At 74.7% G+C, this 25835-nt stretch carries 23 protein-coding genes and 4 tRNA genes; 9 read left to right on the plus strand and 18 right to left on the minus strand.

The genetic code is table 11. The features are described 5' to 3' along the window. Window positions 1-77: 77 nt before the first annotated feature. From tmk to HNQ09_RS05350, 4 genes are all read right to left on the minus strand, one after another. On the minus strand, window positions 78-695 hold the full coding sequence (gene tmk / locus HNQ09_RS05335) for a dTMP kinase (protein ID WP_184026469.1): 618 nt from the start codon (window positions 693-695) through the stop codon (window positions 78-80). 97 nt (window positions 696-792) lie between these two features. After that, entirely contained in the window at window positions 793-1653 is an 861-nt protein-coding gene (locus tag HNQ09_RS05340) for a Nif3-like dinuclear metal center hexameric protein (protein WP_184026483.1), read from the minus strand. A 24-nt stretch (window positions 1654-1677) separates the two neighbouring features. After that, entirely contained in the window at window positions 1678-2076 is a 399-nt protein-coding gene (locus HNQ09_RS05345; RefSeq protein ID WP_184026486.1) for a VOC family protein, read from the minus strand. 158 nt (window positions 2077-2234) lie between these two features. Beyond that, on the minus strand, window positions 2235-4154 hold the full coding sequence (locus tag HNQ09_RS05350) for an EAL domain-containing protein (protein ID WP_184026489.1): 1920 nt from the start codon (window positions 4152-4154) through the stop codon (window positions 2235-2237). 343 nt (window positions 4155-4497) lie between these two features. On the opposite strand from HNQ09_RS05350, the gene HNQ09_RS05355 reads away from it, so the two are divergent. From HNQ09_RS05355 to HNQ09_RS05375, 5 genes are read left to right on the plus strand one after another with little or no spacing between them, the layout of a single operon-like run. After that, a complete protein-coding gene (locus HNQ09_RS05355; RefSeq protein ID WP_184026491.1) occupies window positions 4498-5019 on the plus strand; it encodes a hypothetical protein in 522 nt (173 codons plus the stop codon). Next, window positions 5019-6077 (plus strand): AAA family ATPase, encoded by a 1059-nt coding sequence (locus tag HNQ09_RS05360; RefSeq protein WP_184026494.1) that lies wholly within the window; start codon window positions 5019-5021, stop codon window positions 6075-6077. The genes HNQ09_RS05355 and HNQ09_RS05360 overlap by 1 nt, the downstream gene beginning before the upstream one ends. After that, on the plus strand, window positions 6064-7050 hold the full coding sequence (locus tag HNQ09_RS05365) for a DUF58 domain-containing protein (RefSeq protein WP_184026496.1): 987 nt from the start codon (window positions 6064-6066) through the stop codon (window positions 7048-7050). The genes HNQ09_RS05360 and HNQ09_RS05365 overlap by 14 nt, the downstream gene beginning before the upstream one ends. Beyond that, window positions 7047-8063 carry a VWA domain-containing protein gene (locus tag HNQ09_RS05370; RefSeq protein WP_184026499.1) on the plus strand — a complete coding sequence of 339 codons (1017 nt, stop codon included), beginning with the start codon at window positions 7047-7049 and terminating at the stop codon, window positions 8061-8063. The genes HNQ09_RS05365 and HNQ09_RS05370 overlap by 4 nt, the downstream gene beginning before the upstream one ends. A 40-nt stretch (window positions 8064-8103) precedes the next feature. After that, window positions 8104-9063: a VWA domain-containing protein gene (locus tag HNQ09_RS05375; RefSeq protein WP_184026502.1), complete on the plus strand. Its 960-nt coding sequence runs from the start codon at window positions 8104-8106 to the stop codon at window positions 9061-9063. A gap of 71 nt (window positions 9064-9134) precedes the next feature. On the opposite strand, the gene HNQ09_RS05380 is transcribed toward HNQ09_RS05375, so the two are convergent. From HNQ09_RS05380 to HNQ09_RS05390, 3 genes are all read right to left on the minus strand, one after another. After that, window positions 9135-9211, minus strand: a tRNA-Met gene (locus tag HNQ09_RS05380). A gap of 35 nt (window positions 9212-9246) precedes the next feature. Beyond that, window positions 9247-9322 (minus strand) — tRNA-Ala (locus HNQ09_RS05385). Window positions 9323-9351: 29 nt separating this feature from the next. Further along, window positions 9352-10041, minus strand: coding sequence for a TrmB family transcriptional regulator (locus HNQ09_RS05390; RefSeq protein ID WP_184026506.1), 690 nt, complete (start codon window positions 10039-10041; stop codon window positions 9352-9354). Window positions 10042-10275: 234 nt separating this feature from the next. Here HNQ09_RS05390 and HNQ09_RS05395 point away from each other — a divergent pair, with 234 nt between their 5' ends. Then, entirely contained in the window at window positions 10276-11094 is an 819-nt protein-coding gene (locus HNQ09_RS05395) for a transporter substrate-binding domain-containing protein (protein WP_184026509.1), read from the plus strand. Window positions 11095-11192: 98 nt separating this feature from the next. Beyond that, a complete protein-coding gene (locus HNQ09_RS05400) occupies window positions 11193-11864 on the plus strand; it encodes an amino acid ABC transporter permease (RefSeq protein WP_184026512.1) in 672 nt (223 codons plus the stop codon). An 11-nt stretch (window positions 11865-11875) separates the two neighbouring features. On the opposite strand, the gene HNQ09_RS05405 is transcribed toward HNQ09_RS05400, so the two are convergent. From HNQ09_RS05405 to HNQ09_RS05450, 10 genes are all read right to left on the minus strand, one after another. Continuing rightward, window positions 11876-12778 (minus strand): hypothetical protein, encoded by a 903-nt coding sequence (locus HNQ09_RS05405; RefSeq protein ID WP_184026515.1) that lies wholly within the window; start codon window positions 12776-12778, stop codon window positions 11876-11878. A gap of 80 nt (window positions 12779-12858) precedes the next feature. After that, on the minus strand, window positions 12859-14232 hold the full coding sequence (locus tag HNQ09_RS05410; protein WP_184026518.1) for an MFS transporter: 1374 nt from the start codon (window positions 14230-14232) through the stop codon (window positions 12859-12861). A gap of 229 nt (window positions 14233-14461) precedes the next feature. Next, window positions 14462-15415, minus strand: a complete 954-nt coding sequence (locus HNQ09_RS05415; protein ID WP_184026521.1) for a glycosyltransferase — start codon at window positions 15413-15415, stop codon at window positions 14462-14464. A gap of 276 nt (window positions 15416-15691) precedes the next feature. Next, window positions 15692-18415, minus strand: a complete 2724-nt coding sequence (locus HNQ09_RS05420) for a hypothetical protein (protein WP_184026523.1) — start codon at window positions 18413-18415, stop codon at window positions 15692-15694. Window positions 18416-18520: 105 nt separating this feature from the next. Next, window positions 18521-19213, minus strand: a complete 693-nt coding sequence (locus HNQ09_RS05425; protein ID WP_343057622.1) for an ankyrin repeat domain-containing protein — start codon at window positions 19211-19213, stop codon at window positions 18521-18523. Between the two features lie 20 nt (window positions 19214-19233). Beyond that, window positions 19234-19758 carry a GlcG/HbpS family heme-binding protein gene (locus tag HNQ09_RS05430; protein ID WP_184026526.1) on the minus strand — a complete coding sequence of 175 codons (525 nt, stop codon included), beginning with the start codon at window positions 19756-19758 and terminating at the stop codon, window positions 19234-19236. Between the two features lie 100 nt (window positions 19759-19858). Beyond that, window positions 19859-20509: a response regulator gene (locus tag HNQ09_RS05435; RefSeq protein WP_184026529.1), complete on the minus strand. Its 651-nt coding sequence runs from the start codon at window positions 20507-20509 to the stop codon at window positions 19859-19861. Beyond that, window positions 20502-22478, minus strand: coding sequence for a sensor histidine kinase (locus HNQ09_RS05440; protein WP_184026532.1), 1977 nt, complete (start codon window positions 22476-22478; stop codon window positions 20502-20504). The genes HNQ09_RS05435 and HNQ09_RS05440 overlap by 8 nt, the downstream gene beginning before the upstream one ends. 118 nt (window positions 22479-22596) lie before the next feature. Then, window positions 22597-22671 (minus strand) — tRNA-Val (locus tag HNQ09_RS05445). Window positions 22672-22682: 11 nt separating this feature from the next. Then, a tRNA-Ile gene (locus HNQ09_RS05450) sits at window positions 22683-22758 on the minus strand. A gap of 73 nt (window positions 22759-22831) precedes the next feature. Between HNQ09_RS05450 and HNQ09_RS05455 the strand changes: the two genes are divergently transcribed. Next, entirely contained in the window at window positions 22832-24226 is a 1395-nt protein-coding gene (locus HNQ09_RS05455) for a glycogen synthase (RefSeq protein WP_184026535.1), read from the plus strand. Here HNQ09_RS05455 and HNQ09_RS05460 read toward each other — a convergent pair. Continuing rightward, complete coding sequence (locus HNQ09_RS05460; RefSeq protein ID WP_184026538.1) at window positions 24195-24908, minus strand: alpha/beta fold hydrolase; 714 nt, start codon at window positions 24906-24908, stop codon at window positions 24195-24197. The two genes, HNQ09_RS05455 and HNQ09_RS05460, sit on opposite strands and share 32 nt — an antisense overlap. Before the next feature lie 63 nt (window positions 24909-24971). Here HNQ09_RS05460 and HNQ09_RS05465 point away from each other — a divergent pair, with 63 nt between their 5' ends. Then, a complete protein-coding gene (locus tag HNQ09_RS05465; RefSeq protein ID WP_184026541.1) occupies window positions 24972-25793 on the plus strand; it encodes a hypothetical protein in 822 nt (273 codons plus the stop codon). The last annotated feature ends 42 nt before the right edge of the window (window positions 25794-25835 follow it).

Consider the following 25835-nt stretch of genomic DNA (forward strand, 5'->3'; position numbering starts at 1 on the left):
TCCACAAGCGCCGCCAGCTTCACGCAGCAGGGGGCAGAGGGGGCCGGGTCCCTGTGCCTCACCCCCCTTCTGCCCCCTCACGCCAGCCGGGGTTCCAGCACCCGCCAGAGGTCTTCTTCCAGCGCGTGCGGTTCGCGGGCGGCGTCGAGCACCAAGAAGCGCTCCGGCTCGCGGGCGGCCAGCGCCAGAAACCCGGCACGCACGCGGGCGTGAAAGGCCAGGTCGGCCTGTTCCAGACGGTCGGGCTGGCCGCGCCGCGCCGCCCGCGCCAGCCCCACGGCGGGGTCGAGGTCGAGCAGCACCGTGAGGTCGGGCGTGAGGCCCCCCGTCGCCTCGCGGGTCAGGGCCGCGAGCAGCCCCGCGTCCAGCCCCCGACCGGCGCCCTGGTAGGCCAGGCTGGAGTCGGCGTAGCGGTCGCACAGCACGACCTCGCCCCGGGCGAGCGCCGGACGCAGCACCTCGCGCACCAGCTGGGCGCGGCTGGCCGAGTACAGCAGGAATTCGGGCAGGGGATCAATGTGGAGCGCCGGGTCGAGCAGCACCTCGCGCACCCGGGTGCCCAGCGGCGTGCCCCCCGGCTCGCGGGTGACCGTGTGCGCGACCCCCCGCGCCGCGAGCCGCGAGGCCAGCCGCGCGAGCAGCGTGCTCTTGCCCGCGCCCTCGGGTCCCTCGAAGGTGAGAAACAGGGGCGTCATGGGACTGCGGCCGCGCCGCCACCTGTCGCCTGTGGCTGCGGGCGGGCAGCGGAAAGCCGCCTTCTCGGCGCCACAGGCCAGGCCCCAGACGCCCCGGTCACAGCCCGGTCGGGTGATGCAGGAACTGCCAGGGCAGGCCGAACTCCTCTTCCAGCCGGGCGGCCAGGGCGCGGACCCCGAAGACCTCGGTCTCGTAGTGCCCGGCAAAGACCACGTTGACCCCGTACTCGAAGGCGTCGTGAAAGTGCTTGTGCTCGGGTTCGCCGGTCAAGAGGGTGTCGAGGCCCAGGGCGGCGGCCTCGGCCACGGCGCCCGCGCCGCTGCCGCTGAGCACGCCGAGGCGCTGCACCTGCGGAATACCGCCGCCGTGGACCAGGCAGATCTCGCCGGTGAGCTTCTGCACCCGGTCGGCGAAGTCCTGGAGCGACTGCGCGAAGGGCAACTCGCCCGCCAGCCCGATCTGGCGCCCCGCCGCCTCCCCGAACGGCTGGAGATTCCCCAGGCTCAGCGCGCGGGCGATCATCGCGTTGTTGCCCACCTCGGGGTGCGCGTCGAGCGGCAGGTGCGCGGCGTAGAGGTTGAGGTCGGCCATCAGCGCGGTGCGGACGCGGGTGCGGTGCGGCCCGCGCAGCGCCAGCGGCTGCCCCCAGAAGAGGCCGTGGTGGACCAGCAGCAGGTCGGCCCCGCTGTCAGCGGCGCTTTGCAGGGTCTTGACGCTGGTGTCCACGCTGGCCGCCACCCGCCGGATCACGCCGGTCCCCTCGATCTGGAGGCCGTTGAGGCTGAGGTCGGCGTAGCTGCCCGTGCCGAGGTACTCGTCCAGCCAGCGCACCAGCGTGTCGCGGTCCACCTCGCCGCGGGGCTGGGCGTCTCGGGGCTGGGCATCTCGGGGTTGGGCGTCTCGGGACTGAGCATCTCGGGGCTGCGGCGCCGGGTGCTGCGACAGGGGGTCGGTCATGGGGGGCATTCTAGGCGGCCCGGCTCAGCGCAGATCGGCGGCAGGCACGCTTTGGTGCGCTCCCGCCACGACCTCCAGCCGGTTGCCGAAGGGGTCGCGCAGAAAGACGCGCGGCACCCCGGCTTCCGCGTCGGCGCGGTAGGGCACGCCCTGGGCCTCGCAGTGCGCCCCGAAGGCGGCGAGGTCGGCGCAGCGCAGCGCCGGATGGCCCTTCTCGCGCGGCACGAAGTCGGGCGTCACGCCCACGTGCAGCTGCCGCCCGTCGGGCAGGCCGAACCACACGCCGCCCCGCGCCCGTAAGGCTTCCGGCTTGCGCAACTCCGGCAGCCCCAGAAAGGTTCCGAAAAAGGCCCGCGCCTGCGCCTCGCACCCGGCAGGCGCCTCGACCTGCACGTGGTCCAGCCCGGTGATCAGGGTCGTCATGGGACCGAGCATAGGTCCGGCCCCGGCTCCCGCGCCGCGTTCCCGGGCGGGGAACAAGGAGAAAAGGGCGCGCTGGCCCCGGTTTCCCGCTTCTTTCCCCCCAGAGGGCGCTCCCCCGGACGTTTCAGGGCCGGTGGGGTCCACTCCGGCTCAGCGGCTCAGGCGAGCGCGACCTCCGCCGCGCGTTCCTGGGACGCGCCGCCGGGTGCGTCCCAGGGGGTGCTCAGCAACCGGTCCAGCGGCACCGGGCGCCCCAGCAAGTAGCCCTGGCCGACGTGGCAGCCCAGGGCGTGCAGCGCGCGCAGCTGGGCGTCGTCTTCCAGGCCCTCGGCGACGACCTCGAGGTCCAGCACTTCGGCCACCTGGAGCAGCGCGCCCAGCAGCGTCTGGGTAAAAGGCTGGCCCTGACCGCCGCGCAGGTCCGCCACAAAGGAGCGGTCGATCTTGACCGTGTCGAGCGGCAGGTCGCGCAGCGAGGAGAGGGAGGTGTGCCCGGTGCCGAAATCGTCGAGGGCGACGCGCACCCCCAGGGCGCGCAGCTCCCCCAGCGTGTGGCTCGCGCGCGCCACGTCGCGCATCAGGGCCGTCTCGGTAAGTTCGAGTTCCAGCCGCCCGGGCGCCAGGCCGCAGTCGCGCAGCACGGCGCGCACCGTCTGCGGAAAGTCGGGGTCCTCCAGCTGGACCGGCGAGACGTTCACGGCCACCACCAGCGTGCCGGGCAGGTGCCGGGCGTCGGTGCAGGCGCGGCACATCACCCACTCGCCCAGCGGCACGATGAGGCCGGTCGCCTCGGCCAGCGGAATGAACTCGGCGGGACTGACCTCGCCCAGCTGGGGATGGGTCCAGCGCAGCAGGGCCTCGACCTTGACCGCCTGCCGGGTGCGCAGGTCAAAGAGCGGCTGGTAGTGCAGGGTCAGTTCGCCGCGCGTGGCCGCGTGCTGCACGTCGCGCTCCAGCGTGGCCCGGCGCGCCTCGGCTTCCCCCAGCGCGCTGGCGTAGCGGTACGCGGCGTTCTTGCCGGTGCGTTTGGCGCGGTACATCGCCAGGTCGGCGGCGCGCAGCAGGGTCTCGGGGTCGGCCCCGTCGTGCGGCGAGACGCTGACCCCCACCGACGCGGTGACGAGTTCGCTGCGGCCCCCCAGATCGTAGGACGCCTGGAGGACCGCGCACACCCGTTCGCCCAGGGCCTGCGCGTCGGCGGCGCCGTGAACCGGCAAGAACAGCGCGAACTCGTCGCCCCCCAGCCGCGCGACGGCGCCCCCGGCCCCGGCGGCCAGGCGGTGCAGGCGTTCGCCCGCTTCTCTGAGCAGGGCGTCCCCGGTTTCGTGGCCGCGCTCGTCGTTGACCCGCTTGAAGCCGTCGAGATCGATAAACAGCACGGCGTGGGCCTGCCCCGGTCCGCCGCGTAGCGCCCGCTCCAGCGCCGCCGCCCAGCCCCGGCGGTTGAGGCGCCCGGTGGGCAGGTCCGTGTGTGCCAGGCGCTTTTGCTCGCGGGCCTGCTCCTGAAGGCGGGCGGCAAAAGCGCGGATCAGCGCCAGCAGCGTGACGGTGCTGAGGCCCAGTTGCAGCAGCGCGGCGCTGAGCGCGGCCGACTCCGGGTCGCGCAGGTGCGCGGCGACGTAGCCCACGCTGACCGCCGCCATGCCCGCTCCCGAGGCGAGGGCGACCCGCCGGGCGACCCGGTCCGGACCTCCCGGCATCAGAAAGGTCACGACGTACAGCGCGGGCACCCACCAGTACGTTTCGGTCAGTTCACGCAGGGTCTCCGCGCCCCCGGTGAAGTGCAGCAGGTAAGCCAGCCGCAGCACGAAAAAGGCCCCCGCCGCCGTGACCAGCGTGTTCACGACCCCGCGCAGCGCGCCGGGCCGCCACAGCAGCGCGCCTTCCAGCAGCAGCAGCAGCGCGGCGATCAGCGGATAGCTCACCCGGTCAAAGGCGGTCGTGCGCGGCGCGGCGGAGTCCAGCAGCACGCCCACCCCCGCCGCCAGCGCCGTGACCGGCAGCGCGAGCAGCAGCTTGCGGCGCCAGGCCCGCTCTTCGGAGGTCAGGGAACGGGCGGCGGCCGCAGCATCGAACACGCCCCAGCCTAGAGGGCAGGCCGCACCAGAACTCTTACAGGGTCTGCCCCGGCAGGCGCGCCAGCAACGGCCCCCACACGGGGCGAACCGGCCCGGCCGCGAGGTCCGGGGGAAGCCATTTCTGACAACACTCTTTCAGGCCGGAGCCGCCCGCCGCCCGGGCGGGGCGGCGGCGGGCAAGCACTTTAGGTATTTCCCAGAATGGAGGCGTAAGGTGAAGGCATTCTTTTCACCCACTCGGGGGGGTTGACGTGACTGTTTCAGACTGTCCGGCCCAGGCGCTTACTCCACCTCGCCCCATCTGGCCTCGCTGCCCCAGCTGGCCCTGCTGCGGGGCGGCCCGGTGAGGGGCCTCTCTCTCCTGCTGGCGCTGGGAGCGCTGCTGGGGGCGCTGGGTGCGGGCTTTCTGGCGGGGCGCGCCACTCTGCCGCCCGGGCCGGGAGACGCGGCCGCGCGGGTGAGCCAGGCCGCGGCCCAGCCGCTCACGGCGACCCTGCCCGGCGATCCGCGCGAACTGATTCCGCTGGTTCCGGGTCCCGGCGAGGGGCCGGGGCAAACGCCGCCGGGCCTCCCGCAGCCTGGCCCCCAGCCGCCCCCCGGCCAGGCGCCGGGGGAAGGAGAGTGCACCGTGCTGCTGCACCGAGACGGACAGTTCTACCGCCTGCAACCCGGCCAGCCGGGGACAGGACAACCCGGACAGGGGCAGCCGCAGCCCGGCCCGGGCCAGCGCGGGGACGGCCAGCCGGGCGCCGACAGCGACGAACTGTTTCCGCTGGAACCGTTCGGCCCTGGCCCCGGTCTCCCGGACCTGCCCGGCCTGCCGCCCACCCAGCCTGACCAGCCGGGGCTGGACCTGAGGGTCTGATGACGGCCCCGACGCCTCTCACCCCGCTCTCGCCGCAGGCCGTGATGGACGCCGCCGCGCGGCTGCGCACCCTGCTGTTCGAGGTCAAAAAGGTCATCGTGGGGCAAGACCTCTTGCTCGAACGCCTGCTGGTGGCGCTGCTGGCGCGCGGGCACGTGCTGGTCGAGGGCGTGCCGGGCCTCGCCAAGACGCTGGCGATCCACACGACCGCCGACGCCATCGGAGCGACCTTCCGGCGCATCCAGTTCACGCCCGATCTGGTGCCCGCCGACCTGATCGGCACCCGCATCTACAACCAGAAGACCGGCAGCTTCGAGGTCGAACTCGGCCCGGTGTTCGCCAACCTGATCCTGGCCGACGAGATCAACCGCGCCCCCGCCAAGATCCAGTCGGCGCTGCTCGAGGCCATGCAGGAGCGGCAGGTCACCATCGGCCTCCAGACCTTCCGGCTGCCCGACCCCTTCCTGGTGCTGGCGACCCAGAACCCCATCGAGTCCGAGGGCACCTATTTCCTCCCCGAAGCGCAGGTGGACCGCTTCATGTTCAAGGTCGTGGTGAGCTATCCGGGCTTCCACGAGGAGATGACGGTGGTCGAGCGCGTCTCGCAGACGCTTTCCAGGGTCAGCGTGCAGCTTTCGGGCGACGAATTGCGGGCGCTTCAGGGCATGGCCGACCAGGTGTATGTGCACCCGTCGGTGATGGAATACGCCGTGACGCTGGCGCGGGCCACCCGCGACCCCGGGGCCGTCGGCCTGCCCGAGCTGGGGCGGGCGGTCACCTACGGGGCCAGCCCGCGCGCCAGCGTGAACCTGATCGTGGGCGCCAAGGCCCTGGCCATCGTGCGCGGGCGCGAGTTCGCGCTCCCCGAAGACGTGCGCGACCTCGCTCCCGAGGTGCTGCGCCACCGCATCCTGCTCTCCTACGAGGGGCTGGCCGAGGAGGTCCGGCTGGAGGAGCTGGTGGCCCGGCTGATCGCGGCGGTGCCGCTGCCGCGCGTCCACCTGGGCGATCCGCACGGGACCTCCTCTCCGGGCGTGACCCGCGATGAGCCTGCTTAGGCGCCGCCCCCGGCCGCCGGTCCCACCGCCCGCGCCCGCCGTCCACGCCCCGCCTTCACCGCGTCCCCCCGAGCTGCCCGCGCAGCTGCTGAGGCGGCTGGAGTTCAAGGTGGTGCGGCGGCTCGACGGGTTTCTCTTCGGCGACTACCGGGGGTTGTTCTACGGTCCCAGCCTCGACCTGGCCGAGGTCCGCGAGTACCAGCCGGGCGACGAGGTGCGGCGCATCGACTGGAACGTGACCGCCCGCTCGGGCCGCCTGCACGTCCGCCAGTACCGCGAGGAACGCGAGCTGACCGCCTGGCTTTTAATCGACACCTCCGCCTCCATGAACTTCGGCACCCGCCGCACCCTCAAACGCGACCTGGCGCGCGACTTCGCGGGGGTCGCGGCGCTGGTGGTCACCCGCCACGGGGACAAGGTCGGCGCGGTCGCCTTCGGGCCGCTGGCGGGCACGCTGCCGCCGCGCGGCGGGCGCTTTCAGGCCCTGAACGTGCTGCGGCTGCTGTGCGGGGAGGGCGCGGCCCTCCGGCCTCCGGCTGTCCAGCCCGGAGGCAGCCCCCTGGAAGAAGCCCTGGACGCCGCCCACCGCACGCTGCGGCGCCGCTCGCTGGTGTTCGTGGTGTCGGACTTTCTGGAGGGGACCGGCAGCGGGAGCGGCTGGACGCGGGCGCTGGGGCGGCTGGCGCAGCGGCACGACGTGGTGGCCGTGCGGGTCTCGGACCCCGCCGAGCGGGTGCTGCCCGACGTGGGCGGCCTGCGGCTGCGCGACCCCGAGACGGGCCAGGAACTGTGGCTGGACACCTCCGACCCGGGGGTGCGCGCCGCCCACGCCCGGCTGGTGGCGGGGCGTGACCGGGCGCTGCGCGGAGCGCTGGGGGCCGCAGGGGTGGACCTGCTCGACCTGGGCACCGAGCGGGAGCTGGTCGGCCCGCTGCTGCGCTTCGCGGCGGCCCGGCGGGGGAGGCGCGCATGACCTTCGGCTTTCCCGCGCTGCTGTGGCTGCTGGCGCTGCTGCCGCTGACCGGCTGGCTGCTGTGGTCGGCGGCGCGGCGGCGGGGGCGGCGGGCGCAGGCCTACGCCGACCCGCACCTGCTGGGCGCCGTGCTGCCCGCCGGGGGGGGCCGCCGCCGCCGCCTGCCGCTGGCGCTGCAACTCGGGGCGTTGGCGCTGCTGCTGTTCGGCGCCGCGCAGCCGGTCGCCCAGCCCCGGCTGCCGGTCAACCAGGCCTCGGTGATGATCGCGCTGGACGCCTCGCGCTCGATGCTGGCCGACGACGTTCTTCCCACCCGGCTGGAGGCGGCGCGCACGGTGGCCCGCGAGTTTCTGGCGCTGGCGCCCACCTCCACCCGCATCGGCTTTCTGACCTTTTCCGACAATGCCTCGGTGCTGGTGCCGCCCACCACCGACCGCCAGGAGGTGCTCGCCGCGCTGGAGCGGGTGAGGCCCGCCCAGGCGACCTCCTTCGCGGGGGCGCTGGTAAGCGGGGTGCGCGCCCTGCCCGAGCGCGCCGGGGCCGCGCCGCCGCCCGAACTGCTCGACGGTCCTCCCCCGGCGGCGCCCCAGGCGAACACGCCGCGCCCCGACCCCGCCACGCTGCCGCCCGGCGCGATTCTGCTGCTCTCGGACGGCATCTCGAACCGGGGGGCGAACCCGGCGGTCGCCGCGCGCTTCGCCTCCGACCACGCGGTCAAGCTCTACGCGGTTGCCCTGGGGCGCGAGGGCGGCGCGGTGACCCGGGTGGGCGGCGAACTGGTGTTCGTGCCTTTCGACACCCGCGAACTGACCCGCCTGACCGCGCTGACGGGCGGCCAGTTCCTGTACCCGCCCGACGCCGAGCGCCTGCGCGGGCTGTACCGCGAACTCGGCACCGCGATCCGCTGGCAACCCAGCGACCTGGGGCTGGGCGCCCCGCTGGCCGGGCTGGCGGCGCTGCTGCTGGTGCTGGGCGGCGGGCTGGCGCTGGCCTGGCACCGGAGGGTGCCGTGAACCCCTGGCCCAGCCGCCCCCAGCACGGGGAGGTGCCCTCATGAGTTTTCTGTGGCCCTGGGCGCTGCTGGGCCTGCTGGCGTTGCCGCTGCTGGTATGGGGCTACCTGCGTGCCTTACCCCGGCCCGCCCGCACGGCGGCGCTGCATCCCGACCTCGCGTTGCTCGCGCAGGCCAGCCGCCGCCCACGTCCGCTGCGGCGGCACCTGCCCGCGCTGCTGTACCTCGGCGCACTTACGCTGGCGCTGCTGGCGCTGGCCCGGCCCACCGCCCCGTTGCCGCTCCCCGACAACCGCACCGCCGTGATGCTGGTCATCGACGTGTCGCGCTCGATGGAAGCCGAGGACATCGCGCCCAGCCGCTTCGTGGCCGCGCAGGAGGCGGCGCGCAACTTCGTGAAGTCGCTCCCCGAAGGCGCCCGGGTGGGCTTGGCCTCCTTTGCCGGGTACGCCGTGCTCAACACCCCGCCCACCGCCCGGCACGAGCGGGTGCTGGCGGCCATCGACGGCCTGGGGCTGGCCCGGCGCACCGCCATCGGCGACGGCCTGCTCGAAGGGCTGAACGCCCTGCCCGAACGCGGCCCCGACGCGCCTGCTGCGGGCGGCGAGCGCCCCCAGGCCGCCATCGTGCTGCTCTCGGACGGGCGCAACAACAGCGGCTCCGAACCGCTCGACGCCGCCGCCCGCGCCCGGCAACTGGCGGTCAAGGTCTACACCGTCGGGCTGGGCACCGAGAACGGCGATCCTGGCGGCGTGCCCTGGGGCGGCTTCCTGGGCGGCTTCGACGCCGAGACCCTGCGGCAGATCGCCACGACCACCGGGGGCCGCTACTTCGAGGCCCGCTCGGCCGATCAGCTCAGCTCCATCTACCGCAGCCTGGGCCGCTCGCTGGGCTGGACCGTGCAGCCGCGCGAGGTCTCGGGACTGCTCGCCGCCCTGGCGGGCCTGCTGCTGCTGGCGAGTCTAGCCGTCTCCGAACTGCTGGTGCGGCGCATCCTGTGAGAGGGCGCAAGCCGCAAGGGTGGGCAGGCACGGCAGAAACGAAAGAACCCCGCGCTTGACGGGGTTTTCTCTGGTGGCGATGCCCGGACTTGAACCGGGGACCTAACGATTATGAGTCGTTCGCTCTAACCAGCTGAGCTACATCGCCTTAAAAAGTTGCCCCGCTGCTTCAGCGGGGGCTTTTGGTGGAGCTGAGGGGATTCGAACCCCTGACCTTCTGAATGCCATTCAGACGCGCTCCCAACTGCGCCACAGCCCCGAAGGCCCGGTTAGATTAGCAACGGACCCTCAGCTTGTCAACGCCCCACCCGGGCCGCTCCCCTGCTGCGCAGCCAGCCCCACGTAGCCCTCGATCAGGTGAATCACGACCGGGTTGTGGGTGTGGACCCCGTGCGCCTCGCCGTGGCCGCCCTCGTCGATGAAATGGGCGATCACGGCCGCCTCGCCGTCGCGGGCGAGCAAAAAGGCGCGCTGGCCCACCGCCGCGATGGAGGGCAGCCCGGTCAGCGCGGCGCGGTGCAGCGCCACCCCCCGGGGCGTCAAGCGCTCCAGACGGTCGGCCAGGCTGCTCTCGCCCGCCATATACACGCTGCGGCGGGCGTTCAGGGTCAGGTCCTCGCAGAGGCTGCGGATCGCGGCCTCGCCGTAGAGGTGGTAGACGGCCTCGGGGGCAGGGTCGGGCGCCAGCCGCGAGAGGTCACGGTCGAGCGCGCCCAGGCGGTCGTCAAAGGAGCGCCGGGCGCGCGCCAGGTACTCGCGGGCGCTGAGCGGCGCGTATTCCAGCGGGTTTTGCCCCATCCGCGCCGCCAGGCCCCGGCCTTCGAGGCGTTCGAGCGTCTCGTAGATCTTGGGCCGGGGAATGCCCGCCTGCCGGGCCACCCGGGCCGGCACGGCGCGGCCCAGCGCCAGCAGCGCGGTGTACGCGCGGGCCTCGTATTCGGTCAGCCCGAGCGCTTGCAGGTGGATCACGGCACTCATCTGCGCCCAGCATACGGGAAAAAGCCCCGGCGCCCGGCCGCGGCCCGCGCCGCTGGCCCCTCCACCCGCCCGCCCTTCATGCGCCCTTGCAAAAGGGACACCCTCCCCGCTCCAGCCCCCGCCGCACCACATTCGGGCCGGGAGAGGCCCTTTAAGTTCTAAGCCTCGGCGGCCCGGCCCCCGGCCCCCGGCCCCCGCGCCGGACTTTCCCCCTGACCCAGAGAGGTGTCTTCCATGCGTTCCCTGCTGCTCCTGACCACCCTGGCGCTGGCCCTGACGGCCTGCAAGAACGAGACGCAGTCGTCCACGACCACGGCCTCTCCCTCCTCCACGGCGTCCTCCACAGCGGCGGGCGTGCCGACCCTGGAACCGGGCGTGCTGAAAGTCGCCATGGAGGGCACCTACCCGCCCTTTACCTTCCGGGACGAGGCGGGCGAGCTGACCGGCTTCGACGTGGACATCGCGCGGGCGCTGGCCGGGCGGCTGGGGCTGGAGACCGAGTTCGTGCTCACCGAGTGGAGCGGCATCCTGGGGGGCCTTCAGGCCGACAAGTACGACGTGATTCTCAACCAGGTCGGCATCACGCCCGAGCGGCAGGAAAGCATCGGGTTCAGCCAGCCGTACGCCTACAGCCAGCCGCAGATCATCGTGCCGCAGGCGGGCAGCTTCGATCCGCAGTCGCTGGCGGACCTGAAGGGCAAGCGCGTCGGCGTGGGTCTGGGCAGCAACTTCGAGCAGCAACTGCGCGGGGCGGGCGGGATCGAGGTGGTGACCTACCCCGGCGCTCCCGAGTACCTCGCGGACCTGGCGGCGGGCCGCATCGACGCCGCCTACAACGACCGCCTGCTGGTGGGCTACCTCATTCGGCGCGACAACCTGCCGGTGCGCGGCGCGGGCGTGGTGGGCGATCCCGAACCGGTCGGCGTGGCCTTCAAGAAGACGAACACCGGGCTGGGCGAGGCCATCGACCGCGCGCTGAGTGAACTGCGGGGCAGCGGCGAATACACCGAGATCAGCGAGAAGTGGTTCGGGCAGGACGTGGGGCAGCCCTGAGCCTGGCTTGAGGGGCCAGCCGTGAGGTGCGGGCCTCGTCTCCGGCCCGGTGCCCGGGATGAGGGCCTGGCCGGGCGCGCTCTGAGACAATGGCCGCCATGATTCCCGAGCCGCTGCAAGCCGTCGGGCGGAGTGCCTGGGAGGCGCTGCCCACCCTGCTCGCCGCCGCGCCCATCACGTTGGGGTACGCGCTGGCCGCGATGCTGTTCGGGCTGCCGCTGGCGCTGCTGGTCGCGCTGGCGCGGCTCTCGCGCGCGCGGCCGCTGCGGTGGGTCAGCGGCGTGTACGTCTCCTTTATGCGCGGCACGCCGCTGCTGGTGCAGATTTTCATGCTGTATTACGGGCTGCCCGCCTTTGGCATCAGCGTGAGTCCGCTGGTGGGCGGCGTGCTGGCGCTGACGCTCAACGCCGCCGCCTACCTCTCGGAGACGATGCGCGCCTCGATCCTGAGCGTGCCGCGGGGCCAGCGGGAAGCGGCGCTGAGCCTGGGGTTGACCCCCCGGCAGACCCTGCGGCTGATCGTGCTGCCGCAAGCGGCGCGGGTGGCGCTGCCCAGCCTGGGCAACACCCTGATCGGGCTGGTCAAGGACACGTCGCTGGTGTCGGTGATCACGGTGGTCGAGCTGCTCAGGAGCGCCCAGCTGGTGATCGCGCGGACCTTCGAGCCGTTCGGGCCGTACCTGGCCGCGGCGCTGATCTACTGGGCGATCAGCAGCGCGCTGGCCTGGGTGCAGCGGCGGCTGGAAGTCCGGCTGTCGCGCCCGGGCTAGTTCAGGGCAGGCTAGGGCTTGAACCCCTGCACACTGACGGTCAGGACGTACCCGCCGCCCTCCTTTTCCCAGGGGCGGATGCCCAGGGTGCCCAGTGCCTCGCGGCCGTTAAGGTCCCGGAGGCTGTAGGTCACCACCCGCAGCGGGCCGTCGCGAGTGTCGGTCCTGGCTTTCCAGCCGGCTGCCTTGAGTTGCGCGGAGTAGAAGGCCAGCACCTCGTTGGCGCTGCGCTCCGTCTGCACATGCACGCTGCTGAGCGCGCCGTTGACGGTGGTCACCACCGACCCGCCCTTGACGGTCGCCTCCGGGAACGCCTTGAGCAGCGGCAGGCTCGAATACGGGCGGGAGGTGGGCGCCTTCTTGATGGACGCGATCTGCTGGTCCCCCACGGGGTTGAGGTTCAGGTCGAGGTCGGTCCGGCCCTCACGCCCGGACAGGTTGGCGTTGAGAATGAAGTTGGTCTCGCCCTCGCGGTAAAACCCGGCATTGCGGAGGGTCTGCCCGGTCACGAAGCCGACCGGCTGCCCGTAATTGGGCAGCGGCTTCCAGCCGGTCGCGGCCAGGCTCTGCGTCAGCGCGGCGAGGGCCTGCTCGGCGGACAGGGCGCTGGACAGCAGGACGCGGTGCTGCACGAACTGGCCGCCATTGCCGCTGGTCCGCAGGCTGGCGATCACACCCAGGCGCGGGTCGAGGCGCAGGGGCAGCGTGGCGGGCACGGCGCCGTAGGTCAGCTGCGTGTCGGCGCCCGGCCCGTACATGCTGCCGAACAGCCGCTCGATGACCTGCGCGGCCTGCTCGGGTGTGGGCGGGGTCGTGGCCTGGACTGTGGGCCGCAACGTGGAAGGGGCGGACTGCGCGAAAACGGGAGCGGACGTGGCGGTGAGCAGCGCGGCCAGCAGCAGACGTTTGGGCATGGGGTCAGCGTAGTGAACGGCGCCGCCGCGCTCCTCCTTCTTTGGGTGGAGGCGGGCCGCGCGGAATCTTGGGCGGGGCCTCATCGCTCGGTCAGGTCAGCCCCTTTCCCCAGCCGCGCCGCCGCCCCCCAGGTCAGCAGCGCCCCCAGCAGCGTGAGGCCGAACGCCAGCGTGAAGGCCGTCTCCAGGGAGGCCACCCGCGCGATCAAGGCCCCGCCCGCCCCCGCCGCCAGCGCGACCATCAGCACCTCGATGTTGGCGAGCTGCCCCGAGAGCCGCCCCGCCGCGCCGGGCGCCACGCTCGACAGCGCGAAGAGGGTGTTGCTGTTGTACCCGGCGCCCATGCTCAGGCAGGCCAGGAACCAGCCCGGATAGACGCCCCACAGCGGCAAGAACCCCAGCACCGCCGCCGCCGTGAGGGCCAGCCCCAGCGCGACCCCCACCATCCCGGCGCGGATGCGCGCGGGCCGCGACGCCGCGCCGAAACGCCGCTCCAGCCGGGCCTGCACCCACGACCCCAGCGTCCAGGTTGCTCCGCCCAGACTCAGCACGCCCCCCGCCTGGGTGAGCGTCAGGCCGCGCAGCTCGTGCAGCGCGAGCGGCAGGAAAGAATTGGCTCCCAGCAGCGCGAAGGCCGCCCACCCCCGCACGACCAGGGCGGCGGGCAGCCCGGGGCGCAGCCGCCACAGCCCGGCCGGAAAGAGGCGGCGCGAGGCGAGCACGATGCCCACCAGCCCCAGCGCGACCAGCCCCGCGCCGGGCAGGTCGGGGCGGCGCAGGCCCTCGACCAGCGCGCCCGCCGAGACCGCCAGCGCCAGGGCGGGCCACAGCAGGCGGCGGCCTTCTGGCCCGGCCACCTGCTCTGCCACCTCCGCCCGCCGCCCCCCCCGCAGCGGCAGCACGCACAGCGGCGCGCCCAGCGCCAGCACTGGCAGCAGGCCCCAGAACACCGCGCGCCACGACCAGGCGTCCGCGATCAGGCTGGCGATCACCGGTCCCAGCAGCGCGGGCAGCAGCCAGGCGCTCGACACCGCCGCGAGCATCCGGGCGCGGGCGGCTTCCGGGTAACGGGCCGTGATCACCGCGAAGGGCAGCGCGCCCAGTCCCCCGGCCCCCAGCCCCTGAATCAGCCGCCCCAGCACGAAGACGGGCATGGTGGGGGCCAGGCCGCCCACCAGCAGCCCGGCGGCGAACACCCCCAGCGAGACGGCCGCCCCGAAGGCCAGCCCCCGGCGGTCCGAGAGCAGGCCCGTGAGCACCGCCCCGAACAGGCTGGCAAGCAAGAACGCACTCGACGCCCAGCCGTACAGTGCCAGCCCCCGCAACTCGTCCGCCACCCGGGGCAGCACCGTGCCCACCGCCATCGACTCGAAGGCGACGATCAGGACCACCAGCAGCAGGCCCGCCCCCAGGGTCCGGGGCGGGGCGGCCTCGGGCGGGGCTGCGGGGACCATGGTCGCGGGAGCCGGCGCTGGCGGAGCAGGGGCCGGAGAGGATGTCGGAGCGGCGCGCACGGCGGGTATCCTCGCACATCCGGCGTCCGGCTCCGGCGACCACGGCGGCCCGGCCCAGGAACCAGGCCCCTTCCGCTTCCGCGGGCAAGCGGACCCAGGGGGCCGCCGGTTGCGGGTCCCTCTCGCCAGGTGGGGGCGTTTCCGGCCTCACCCGGCCTGGGCGCCGCCGTCAGCCTGGCCCGAAGTCCTTGACGTAGGCGCGGCCCAGCAGGGCGTCGCGCAGGGCCTCGGTCGTCAGGGCGGCCGAGCGCCAGGTGAGTTCGCCGTGGCGGGCCAGGCCCCCGTAACCGCGCAGGGCGTAGGCGGCGAAACTCAGGGCCAGCCACAGGGGCGACGTGGCGTAGCGCCGCCGGATCAGCAGGCTGTTGCGGATGTTGTAGTAGTGCCGCTTGGGTTCGAACTTGCCGCGCGGTGCGTGGCCGGGCACGCTGCCATGGTGCCAGATGCGGCTGGCGGGAATCAGGTGCGTCCGCAGGCCGTGCGACTTGAGCCGCAGGGCATACTCCGTGTCGTCTCCCATGAAAAAGAAGTTGTCCACCGGCACGCCGACCTGGCGCACCACCTCCAGCGGGATCAGCACGCCCACGAAGGTGAACATGTCGATGGGCGTGCAGGCCTGGGCGTAGATCTCCGGGCCGAGGGCCGTATCGGCCAGGGTGATCATGTTGAAGCTGCGCCGGTGGCCCAGATCGTAGGTCCCGTCGCGAGCGAGCACGGCGGTGCAGAGGGCCTCGGCGGTGCCTTCCCACTTCAGCAGCTGCTCGTGGGCGTCGTCTTCGGCAAAGCAGTCGTCGTCCATCAGCCACACGTGCCGGAAGTCGCCCTCCAGCACCTTGCGGACCCCGTAGGCAAAGCCGTAGGCCCCCCCCAGATTCCGGTCCAGCCGCAGGTAAGTGACGCGCTCGTCGGCCGGAATCACCTCGGGCGTCCCGTCGGTCGAGGCGTTGTCGATCACGTAGATGCGCGCCAGCGGCGCAGTCTGGTTCAGCAGGCTGCGCAGACACTTGACCAGCAAGGCCTTGCGGTTGTAGGTCACGACCACGGCCGCCGTGCCCACGCCCTCCAGCGGGCGGCGGGCAGGCGCCTGGGCCGGGTAGGGCGGCAGGGGGAAAACGTCGCTCATGGGGTCTCCTGGCCTGCCGGGGACAGGCGCCGCCGGGGAGGCGCGGGAGGAAGTCGGCCGCTCGCTGGGCCGCGCACCCGGCGGGAGCGGGCGCGGTCACGCACGTCGCGCTCACGGGGGCCACGAAGCGGGGGCTGGGAAGAAGACGGGAGCATGGTCTTGCCCAGCCTATCGCCTGCCGGCGGTGCCGCCTGCCTCATTTCTGCCTGCCTCACCTTTGCCTGCCTCACCTTTGCCCGGCGCCGCTGGCCTGAAGAAGACCCGGCGCCTCCCCGGTCAGGCGGCTCCGCCCTCTTGCCCCTCTGCCTCATCCTGCGGGCGCGGGGCCTGCGGGTGCTGGGTCTCCGGGCGTGGGGCAAGCTGGCCGATCCCCAGCAGCAGCAAGCCGATCAATACGGTCGCCGCGCCGCGCGCCATGCCGCCCAGGCCGTCCAGATCCACGAAGACCAGCTTGCCCGCCGCCAGCCCAAAGGCCAGCAGCGCGGTCCACCACCGCAGCGGCCTGCCCGCGCGCCGCGCGAGCACCAGCAGCGCGACCGAGGCGGCCAGCCCCACCGCCGTGGAGGTCAGGGTGGGGGCCAGGGGCAGCCGCGCGTCCGGGCCGCGCCACAGCAGTTCGGCGGTGCGGCCCATCAGGGCCAGCAGGGTCAGGCCCAGCGCGGGCAGCAGCGCGTCGCGCCACAGCGGGTCCCCGGTGCGCCGCACCGCCTGCGCGGTGACCCGGCGCTGGCGCAGGGAAGCAGCTGGGGGCAGCCGGCGCAACCCGGCCGGAGTGGTCAAGCCCCCCAAGGCAGCCAGCGCCGCACACGCCCCCAGCAGCGTGAGCGCGCCCTCTCCGGCCGTGCCCGGCCCGCCCAGCATGGCCCCGGCGCTGGCGAGCGCGGCCAGCCCCAGCGCCGGCCAGGCCCGCCACGGCCAGCGGCTCTGGCCGGGCACCCGGGCCAGCAGGGCGGCCAGCACGGCGAGCGCCAGCCCCAGCCCGGCAAAGGTCAGGCCGGCGGCGCCTTCGCCCAGGCCCCAGGCCAGCAGACCCAGGACCGCCGAGGCCGCCCCCAGCAACTCCAGGGCGACGAGCAGGCGGCGCGGACCGCCGCGCAGCATTTCTCCCGCCTGCCGTCCGCCCGGCCCCCACCCCAGCAGCGCGCCGGCCAGCAGCGCGTGAACGGCGGCCTGCGTGGGCGACCCGGCCAGGAGCAGCGCGAGCGCCACCAGCAGCACGCCCGCGGCCACGGCGGCCCAGCCGAGCGTGCGGGCACGCGGGAGCTGTCCAGCGCGGGCCAGGCCGAGCGCGCCCCCGTGCAGCGCCAGCGCGGCGAGCCAGGCCAGCCCGAAGCGCAGGTCGAGCACCGGCCACCCCGCGCCCGCAGCGGGCAGCACCGTCACCGAGGCGGCCAGCGCGGCTCCGGCGACCCCGGCCACGCCCGCGCCCACCCGGCCGCCCAGCGCGGCCCCCGCCCCCAGCCCCAGCCCCGCCACCAGCACCGAGGAGGGCCAGGGCCGCAGCAGATGGTCGAGCAGCAGCGCGGCGACGCCGGCCGCCCCCAGCCGCCGCCACACCTGCGAGCGCAGCCACCCGCCCAGCAGGGCCGCCCCGGTCGCCAGCCCCAGCAGCCGGGTGGAGAGGCGCGGGCCGTCCACCCCCAGCGCCAGCGCGCCGCCCAGGGTACCCACACCGACGCCCAGCAGGGCGTCGCGCAGCAGGCCCAGGCGGCGCTCCTCCCCGGCCGCCACCGAGCGGCGGTGCAGCGCGGCGGCCCCCCCGGCGCACACCGCTCCGACGAGCAGCAGGGCAAGGGTGGAAAGGCCCTCCGCCGGGTCCCGTCCGCCGCCCAGGCCGCCCTCCAGCGGGACCAGCAGCGGCGGCGACCCCGCCAGCCCCGCGAGCAGGATGCCCGCCGCCGCCAGGACCGGCCGGGGAGGCAGGCGCGGGCCGGTCTTCTCCTGGGCGCGCAGGCCGGGCGCCAGCGCCGCCCCCACCGCCGCGAGCAGCAGCGCGGCCCACAGCAGCGGATGGCCCGTCTGGCCGTGTACGGCCGCCGTCACGACCAGCCCCAGCAGGCTGACGCCGGGGAGCAGGGCGAGCTGGGCCGCGCCGGTGCCGGGGGTCACGTCCCCCGGCGCCCGGGAGACCCCGCTTCCGGCGCTCAGGCGGCGTTCCGCCAGCGCCGTGGCCCCCAGGATGCCCAGCAGGGCGAGCTGGGCAAAGAGGGGGTCCCCCAGGTTGTCCGCCATGATCCAGGTGGCGGCGCTGGCTCCGGCCAGGGCAGTCAGCGTGCCCAGCAGCCGCCCCTGCGCCGCGCCGTGCAGCCCCACCGCCAGACTGAGCGCCAGGATGGCCGCAAACACCGCGCCCGGGGCCACGCCCGCCCCCACCAGCGCCCCGATGCACAGCGCCAGGATGCCGTACCCCAGCCCCCGCAGCGCCTCCCCGATAACCGGCGCGGCCCGCCCGGCCCCGGCGTATAGCGCCAGCGCCAGCCCCGCCGCCAGCCCCAGCAGCACCTCGCGCGTCAGCACCCCGCTGCGGGCCAGCGCGGCGGTGAACCAGGCCGCGCCCCCCAGCGTGACGGCGGCCCCCAGCCCCGCGAACACCGTACGCGAGGGCAGCGGCGCCCGGGCGGGGGCAGGGTCGCCCGGCCCGGGGGACTGGTCTTCCGGCCAAGCCCCGGGCGACAGGGGCGAAGGCGGCGAGGGCAAGGTCGAGGGCGAAGACGCCGACGAGGGTCCCGCAGGGAGGGGCGGCTGCGGCACCAGGAGGCCCTGCCCCAGCAGCTCGCGCCGGGCCGCCGCCTCAGCCGCCTCACGGGCCTCCGCGCGGGGCGGGGCCGGGGCGCCAGGCTGCCCGGGTGCCTGCTCCGCGGCCGCCCGCCTCGCCGGGGCCTGCCGCTCCAGCCACTCCAGGCGCTCGCGCAGGCGGCGGACCTCCGCGCTCACGCCGTTCAGGCGGCTCCACAGCACCAGGCAGAAGACCAGCAGCAGCACCAGCAGCGTGAGGGTCACCCCCCCAGCCTACCCGCCTGGCAACGCGGCCCGGCGCTTACAGTCGGCGCGCGGAGGGGCGGGCCGGGTGGGGCACTCCGGTCACGCCTGCTGACCTCCCGCGCCTCAGCGGGCGCCGCGCGCAGTCAGCAGGCGCACCATGCCTGCGTAGCCGCGCTGCCGGGCGTGGGCCAGCGGCGTGACCCCGTCCCGGTCGGCGAGGTTCGGGTCCGCCCCGGCGGCCAGCAGCAGGCGCACGATCTCCAGGTGGCGCGGGCCGCCGTCCCCCAGCAGCACGGCTTCGAGCAGGGCGGTCCAGCCCAGGTTGTTGACGTGGTTCACGTCGATGCCGGTCTTCAGGATCTCGCGGACGTACGCCACATGCCCCCGGTCCGCCGCCGGAATCAGGGCCGTGCCGCCGAAACGGTTGGTGCGGGTGAGATCGGGCCGCGCCCGCAGCACCTCACGCAGCATGGGAACGCTGCCAGTCTCGCCCGTGACCAGCAGGGCGTTGTTGCGCGCCTGGTCCTGCGGGTCGGGGTTGGCCCCTGCGCCAATCAGCAGGCGGGCCACCGCGACGTGGTTTCCCAGCGCGGCGAAGGTCAGGGCGCTGCGGCCGTCGGCGCGCCGGGCGTCCGGTGAGGCGCCGCGCGCGAGCAGCTCGCGCACCCGCGGCGCGTCGCCCGCCTCGGCGGCCTGCCACAGCTCGGTGTTCAGGGTCATGCGCTTCTCCTGGGCGGCGGGTCGGCCCGGCGGGGTGCCCGCGCCGGCCCCGCCCAGCGCGGCGCCGGGCAGGGCGAGCAGGGCCGCCAGCAGCACGGCCCTCCCTGACCTGGCGCTCACTGGCCCAGGACGGTGCGGACGGCGTCGGTGCCGCACTTCTCGTCGGTGGCCCCGCTGGGTGCCCCGCCCACGCCCACCGCGCCGACGACCGCGCCCCCGACCCGGATGGGGGCGCCGCCCGCCAGCACCAGGAAGCGGTCGATGTTGGCAAGTTCGGCCGAGGCCGGGTTGTTCCGCAGGTTCTCGGCCAGGGCGGCGGTCGTGTTGCGGGTGCTGGCGCTGGTGTAGGCCTTGCGGAAGCTGGCGTCCACGGTGTGCGGCCCGGCGTTCTCGGCCCGCGCGACCGCCAGGGTGATCCCGGCGCGGTCGACCACCGTGGCGGTCACGTTGTAGCCCAGCTGCGCGCAGTTTTGCACCGTCAGCTGCGCCACCCGCACGGCGGCCGAGAGGCTCAGGCTGGCGGCGGACACGGTGGGCGTGGTGGCGAGCTGCACGGGCGCCGGGGTCGGCGCGGGCGCCGTCTGGGCCAGGGCACCGGAAGCGAGGGTCAGGCCGAGCAGCAAGGTCGCAAAGGTCTTCATGGCCGTCATGCTGCGCCCCCCGCCTGCGGCCGCGCCATGCGGGCGGCCCACAGCCCGGCTGCGTAGTTTTACGGAGGCAGCGGGGTCTTTGGCGCAGGCGTCACGGCGCGTCGGGGGCGCCCGGGTCCAGACTGTCCAGATACACCCGCACCAGCTGGGCGAGCGAGTCCAGCTCCAGCTTCTCGAACACGCTGGCGCGGTGCGTCTCGACCGTGCGGGCCGAGATGCCCAGTTCGCGGGCGACCTGCTTGTTGCTGTGGCCGCCCACCAGCAGGCGCAGGACCTCGCGCTCGCGGGCCGAGAGGCGGGCCAGGCGGGCGCGCGCCCGCGCCCCGGCGGCCTGGCGCTCACGCGATCGCCGGTCCTGCTCGATGCCGCGCTGCACGGCGTCGAGCAGGTCGTGTTCGTCCACCGGCTTGGTCAGAAAGTCGGTGGCGCCCTGTTGAAAGGCGCGGCGGCACAGCTCGATGTCGCCGTGCCCGGTCACGATGATCACCGGCAGGTCCACGCCCAGGCCGCGCAGCTGCCCTTGCAGGTGCAGGCCGCTCACCTGCGGCATCCGCAGGTCGAGAATCAGGCAGCCGGGCGCCTCCCGGTCGAGGTCGGCCAGAAAGGCGCCGGGACTGGCGTAGTCGCGCACCCGCAGCCCCACGGTGCCCAGCAGGGTGGCCAGAGCGTCGCGCACCGCGTCGTCGTCGTCCACCAGAAAGACGGTGGGTTCGCGCAGCTCGGGAGGGCCGGGATCAGCCACGGGCGGCCGCCACGGCGGGTTCCCGCGCCTGCGGCACGGCCAGCGGCAGCGTCACGGTGAACAGGGCGCCGCCCGCCGGGTGGTTCTCGCCGTCCAGGCGGCCCTCCATCCCCTGCACCAGCGTCTGCGACAGCGACAGGCCCAGGCCCAGGCCCCCGGCCTTGGTCGTCGTGAAGGGCGTGAACAGCCGCGAGAGCACCTCCGCGTCCAGGCCCTCCCCGTGGTCGCGCACCGTGACGCGCACCTCGGCGCCGTGCCGGGCCGTCGCGACCTCGATCTCCGGCCGCTCGGCCCCGGCCAGGGCGTCCCCGGCGTTGCGCAGCAGGTTGAGCAGCACCTGTTCGAGGTGCACCGGGTCGGCCTGCACCCGCAGCGGACCGGGGTGCAGCCGGGTCTCCAGCCGCACGCCCAGGCGCGTCAGGTCGGGCCGCGCCAGGGTCAGCGCGTTCTCGGCGGCCTGGTTCACGTCCACCTCGCGGGCGCGGGTGGGGGCGCGCTGCACGAAGCCGCGTAGGTGGGTGATGATGTCCGCCGCCCGCCGCGCCTGGGTCACCACCGCCTCCAGCGAGCGGCGGGCGCGCCCAGTCTGGGCGGGGTCTTCCAGCAGCCGCAGCGCCGCCTGCCCGTGGCTGACGATGGCGGTCAGAGGCTGGTTGAGTTCGTGCGCCAGCCCCGCGCCCATCTCGCCCAGGGTGGCGAGGCGGGTGGCGTGCGCGAGCATCTCGGCGTGCTCACGCACCCGCCGCTCGCCGTCCTCCAGCGCCGCGACGACCCGCGCCCGCAGCGGCCCCACGTCGCGCAGCACCAGCACCCACCCGGCGGGACCGCGTCCTTCGTCCTGCGCCGCCTGGCCCTCCTGAGCGGCCTCGCCGCCGTGCCCCGGGGCCAGCACCGGGGCCAGCGCCCCCTCGACCAGCCGCGCGCCCGCCGGGGTCAGCAGCGTGACGCCCTCGGGCAGCTCGGCCAGGGCCGGGCTGCGCCAGAAGCCCGGCGCGTCGAAGGGCCGCTGGCCCAGCGTGGCCTGAAAGCGCACGACCTCGCGCACGTCGCGGCCTTCCAGCGCCCCGCCCTCTGCCCCGGCGCCCAGCAGGGCGCGCGCCGCCGGGTTGGTGAGCTGCACCCGCCCGGCCGCGTCGGTGACGATCAAGGCCTCGCTGACCGCATGAAAGGCCCGCTCGGCCCGCGCCCGCTCGGCCTGGAGGGCACGCTCCGCCTCCCGCGCCGCCTGCCGGGCGCCCTCGCGGCCCTCGATCAGCCTCACCAGCAGCGCCGCCGCCAGCCCTGACAGGGCGGCGAAGACGGCCAGGCCCGCCAGCGGCAACTCCGCCCAGTGCAGGGGGCGGCGCCCCTCGAACACGAAAGGCTGCGCCGCGCTGCCCAGCACCTTGCGGACCCCCAGCACCGGGAGCAGCCGGTCGGCCGCACCCAAGGGCGGCTGCGGCTCCAGTCGGGCGGTGTCGAGCAGGACGGTCCCCGCGCCGGGCCGCCGCACCTGAAAGGCGGCCGCCGGGTCCGGCAGGTCTCCGGGCCGCAGCAGCCGCCGGGCGTCCACCCACACCCGCATCTCGCCGCGCGCCAGGGCGTACACGGTGGGGGCGCCGGGGTGCCAGCGCAGGCCCGCCGGGTCCGGGGTCAGCCGGGCGGCGGGCAGCGTCAGGCCGCTCGGCCCCAGGTCCAGGCAGCGCCCCCGGCAGCGCTGCACCCCCACGATCTGCGGGTACTGCGCCCGCAGCGCGGCGGCGTACTGCGCCAGCGCCCCTTCCCCCACCCCCGCGCGGGCGAGCGCCCCCAGGCTGACGAGCACCGCTTCTTGCGGCTCGCTGCGCTGCGACAGCACCCGGTGCAGGATGCGCGCGCCCGTCTCGAACTCGGCCCGCACGCCCCGCACCGCCGAGAGCGACCAGAAGAGGCCTGCCAGCAGCGCGGCCAGCAGCCAGAGCAGCAGCGCGGCGCGGCGCAGGGGCGTCATGCGCCCATCATGGCGGCGTCCGGCGTGACGGTGTCAAGCGGGCGGGGTTAAGCAGGGTGGGTCAAGCGGGCGGCCCGGGGCCACAAGCAAAAACCCCGCCGAAGCGAGGTCTTCTGTGTGGTGGGCGGTATAGGATTTGAACCTACGACCCTTCGCGTGTGAAGCGAATGCTCTACCGCTGAGCTAACCGCCCATGTGCCGCTGTGGTGGGCCCTGCCGGATTTGAACCGGCAACCAATCGGTTATGAGCCGACTGCTCTGACCGTTGAGCTAAGAGCCCCTGGTCCAGGCGAGCGAGGGGAAGTGTAGCGGGCAGGAGCGCGGCTTGTCAAACCCCGGGGTACAGTCGGGCCATGCATGTGCTGCATGTGGCGTCCGAGGTGTTTCCCTACTCGCGGTCGGGGGGGCTGGGCGACGTGCTGGGCGCCCTTCCGGCGGTGCAGGCGCGCCTGGAGGGTGAGAGCCTGGGCGCCGAGGTCACGGTGCTCTCGCCGTGGTATGCGGGGCTGGCGGGCACCCCCCGCGAGGTCTGGCGCGGCGAGCTGCCCGGCTCCGGCGGGACGCTCGGCCCGGTGCGGGCGGGGGAACTGCGGGAGGGCGGCGTGCGCTTCCTCTTTCTGGACCTTCCCGGCTTCGCGCGCCCCGGCCTCTACCACGACGACGACGTGGAGCGCTTCTGCGCCTTCGGGCGGGCGGCGCTGCCGCTGCTCTCGGCACTGGGGGTGCGGCCCGACGTGCTGCACGGCCACGACTGGCAGGCGGGGCTGGCGGTCGCCCACGCGCACCTGGCCGGCTGGCGCACGGCCTACACCGTCCACAACCTCCAGTACCAGGGCCGCTGGACTCTGGCGGAGGCGCGCGGCTGGACCGGGTTGCCCGACTGGGCTTTTTCCCCCGAGGGCCTGGAGTTTCACGGCGACCTCAACCTGATGAAAGCCGGGCTGGTCTTCGCGGACCACGTCACCACCGTCAGCCCGACCTACGCGCGCGAGATCACCACCCCGCAGTACGGCGAGGGCCTCGACGGCCTGCTGGTGCGCCTGACCCTGGAGGGGCGGCTGAGCGGTATCCTGAACGGCCTCGACCAGGAACGCTGGGACCCCCGCCGTGACCCCGACATCCGCCCCTACGCGGACGCTACGGGCAAGGCCGCCAACGGGGGGGCGCTGCGCTCGGAATTCGGGCTGGACGCCGCCCCGCTGCTGGGCGTGGTGAGCCGCCTGGCCGACCAGAAAGGCATGGACCTCTTGATCCGCGCGCTGCCGGAGCTGGTGCAGGACTGGAACGTGGTCGTGCTGGGGGGCGGCGACCCGCTGCTGACCGCCGCGCTGACCGGCTGGGCACACCACCCCCGGGTCGCCTTCGTGGCGGGGCTGAACGAGGCGCTGGCGCACCGCATCTACGCCGGGGCCGACATCTTCGCGATGCCCAGCCGCTTCGAGCCGTGCGGCCTGTCGCAGATGATCGCCCTGCGCTACGGCACCCTGCCGGTCGTGCGCGAGACGGGCGGGCTGGTGGACACCGTGCCCCCCGACGTGGGCTTCCGCTTTGCCGCCGCCGAGCCGGAGGCGCTGCTGGACGCCTGCCGCCTCGCCCGCCGCACCCTGGACGACCCGGCCGAGTGGCGGGGCCGCGTGACGCGCGGGATGGCGCTGGACTTCAGCTGGGACAACCCCGCGCGGCACTACCTCGAGCTGTACGCCCGCCTGGCGGGTCTCAGCGCAGAAACGCCAGCAGCGCCTCGCTGAAGGCTTCCGGCGCGTCGAGGTTGGAGAGGTGCGCCGCGCCGGGAATCAGCCGCAGGGTGCCGCGCCCCGCGTCGGCGATCTCCTGGGCGAGTTCGGGCGGGGTGATCTCGTCATGCTCGCCGACGAGCACCAGCAGCGGCACCGCGAGGTCGCGCAGCGTGTCGCGCTGCTCGGGCCGCTGCGCCATCGCCCGCAGCGCCCCGGCGATGCCTTCGCGGGAGGCGGTCTCGATCATGGGCCGCACCCGCCGGAAGGTGGCGGGCGAGTGCTCCTTCTCGGCGGCCTCCACGATGAAGGCGGCCCCCTCCTGCTCGACCCGGTCGGCCTGCTCCAGACGGTCTTTGGTCTTTTCGGGGTCGTCGGCGCGCAGGCTGGTATCGGCCAGGACCACCCGGGTGAAGCGCTCCGGCGCCTGCGCGAGCAGCTCCATGGCGAGGTACCCGCCCATGCTCAGCCCGACGAGCGCCACCGGTTCGAGCACCAGCGCCCCCAGCAGGTCGCGGGCCGCGTCCTCCAGCGAGGTGATCGCGCCCGCCTGACCGCCAAAGCCCGGCAGATCGGGCGCGAGGACCGCGAAGCCCGCCTCCTCCAGCGCGGCCTTTTGCGCGTCCCACATCGCGGCGGAGAGGGGGTAGGCGTGGAGCAGCAGCACGGTCTGGGGCGCGGGGGCAGGCTGGGTCATGCCTCTCAGGCTAGGGCGCGGAGGGCGCGGGCGGCCTTGAGCCACGCTTGATAGCCTCCCCACATGCCCGTGACGGTCCTTCCCGCCCGATCCCTGGACCTGCCTCCCCTCTTCGCCGACCTGTACGGCGCCCCCCAGGAGGCGGTCGCCTGGATGGCCGAGGGGCTGCGGGGCGCCTGGATCGCCCAGGACGCGGCAGGCGAGGTCCTGGGCGCGGTCGGCCTGCGCCCCAGCCCGGCGCACGGGGCCGAGCTGGTGGGCGGGGCGCGGCCGGGCGCCGGGCACCACGAGGCCGCGCGGGCGCTCGCCCAGACCGCGCGGGAGGCCGGGGGGCGAGCCTACGCCTTTGCGGACGGCTCGCTGTTCACGCGCGCGGCGCTGGAGGCCGCCGGATACCGCGAGGTCGCCGCCTATCGTCTGCTGGCCGGGGAGACGCCCACCGCAGGGGCCGAAGCACCCGCCGGGCTGCGCCTGCTGCCGCTGGCGGACGTGCCCGATCTCGCCACCCGTCTTGGCGCGCTCGCCTGCCACGAGGACCGGATCGGGCACCACGCGGTCGTTCCCGCCGCCGCCGGGGACGGGGCGGGCGGCTTCGATCCCCGCCTCAGCCTGATCGCGCTGGACGCGGAGGGCCGGGCGGCGGGCCTGTGCCGCGCGGCCCCCGAAGACGGCTACGCCCGCCTCGACGCGCCGGGGGTGCGCCCCGACCTGCGGCAGACCAGTCTGCGCGCGGCGCTGCTGCTGGGCGTCTGCGCGCGGGTGCGGGCGCGCGGGCTGGCGCACGTCAGCGTGGAGAGCTGGGGCGACACCCCAGAGGAACTCGCCGCCGACCTCGCGCTGGGGCTGGGCGTGGAGATCGAGAACCCCATCTACGCGGCGGGGTGAGGGCAGCCCTGCGGCGGGGCACTGGCGCGCTAGCATCCCGGG

This window comes from Deinococcus budaensis (assembly GCF_014201885.1).
GTDB lineage: Bacteria > Deinococcota > Deinococci > Deinococcales > Deinococcaceae > Deinococcus > Deinococcus budaensis.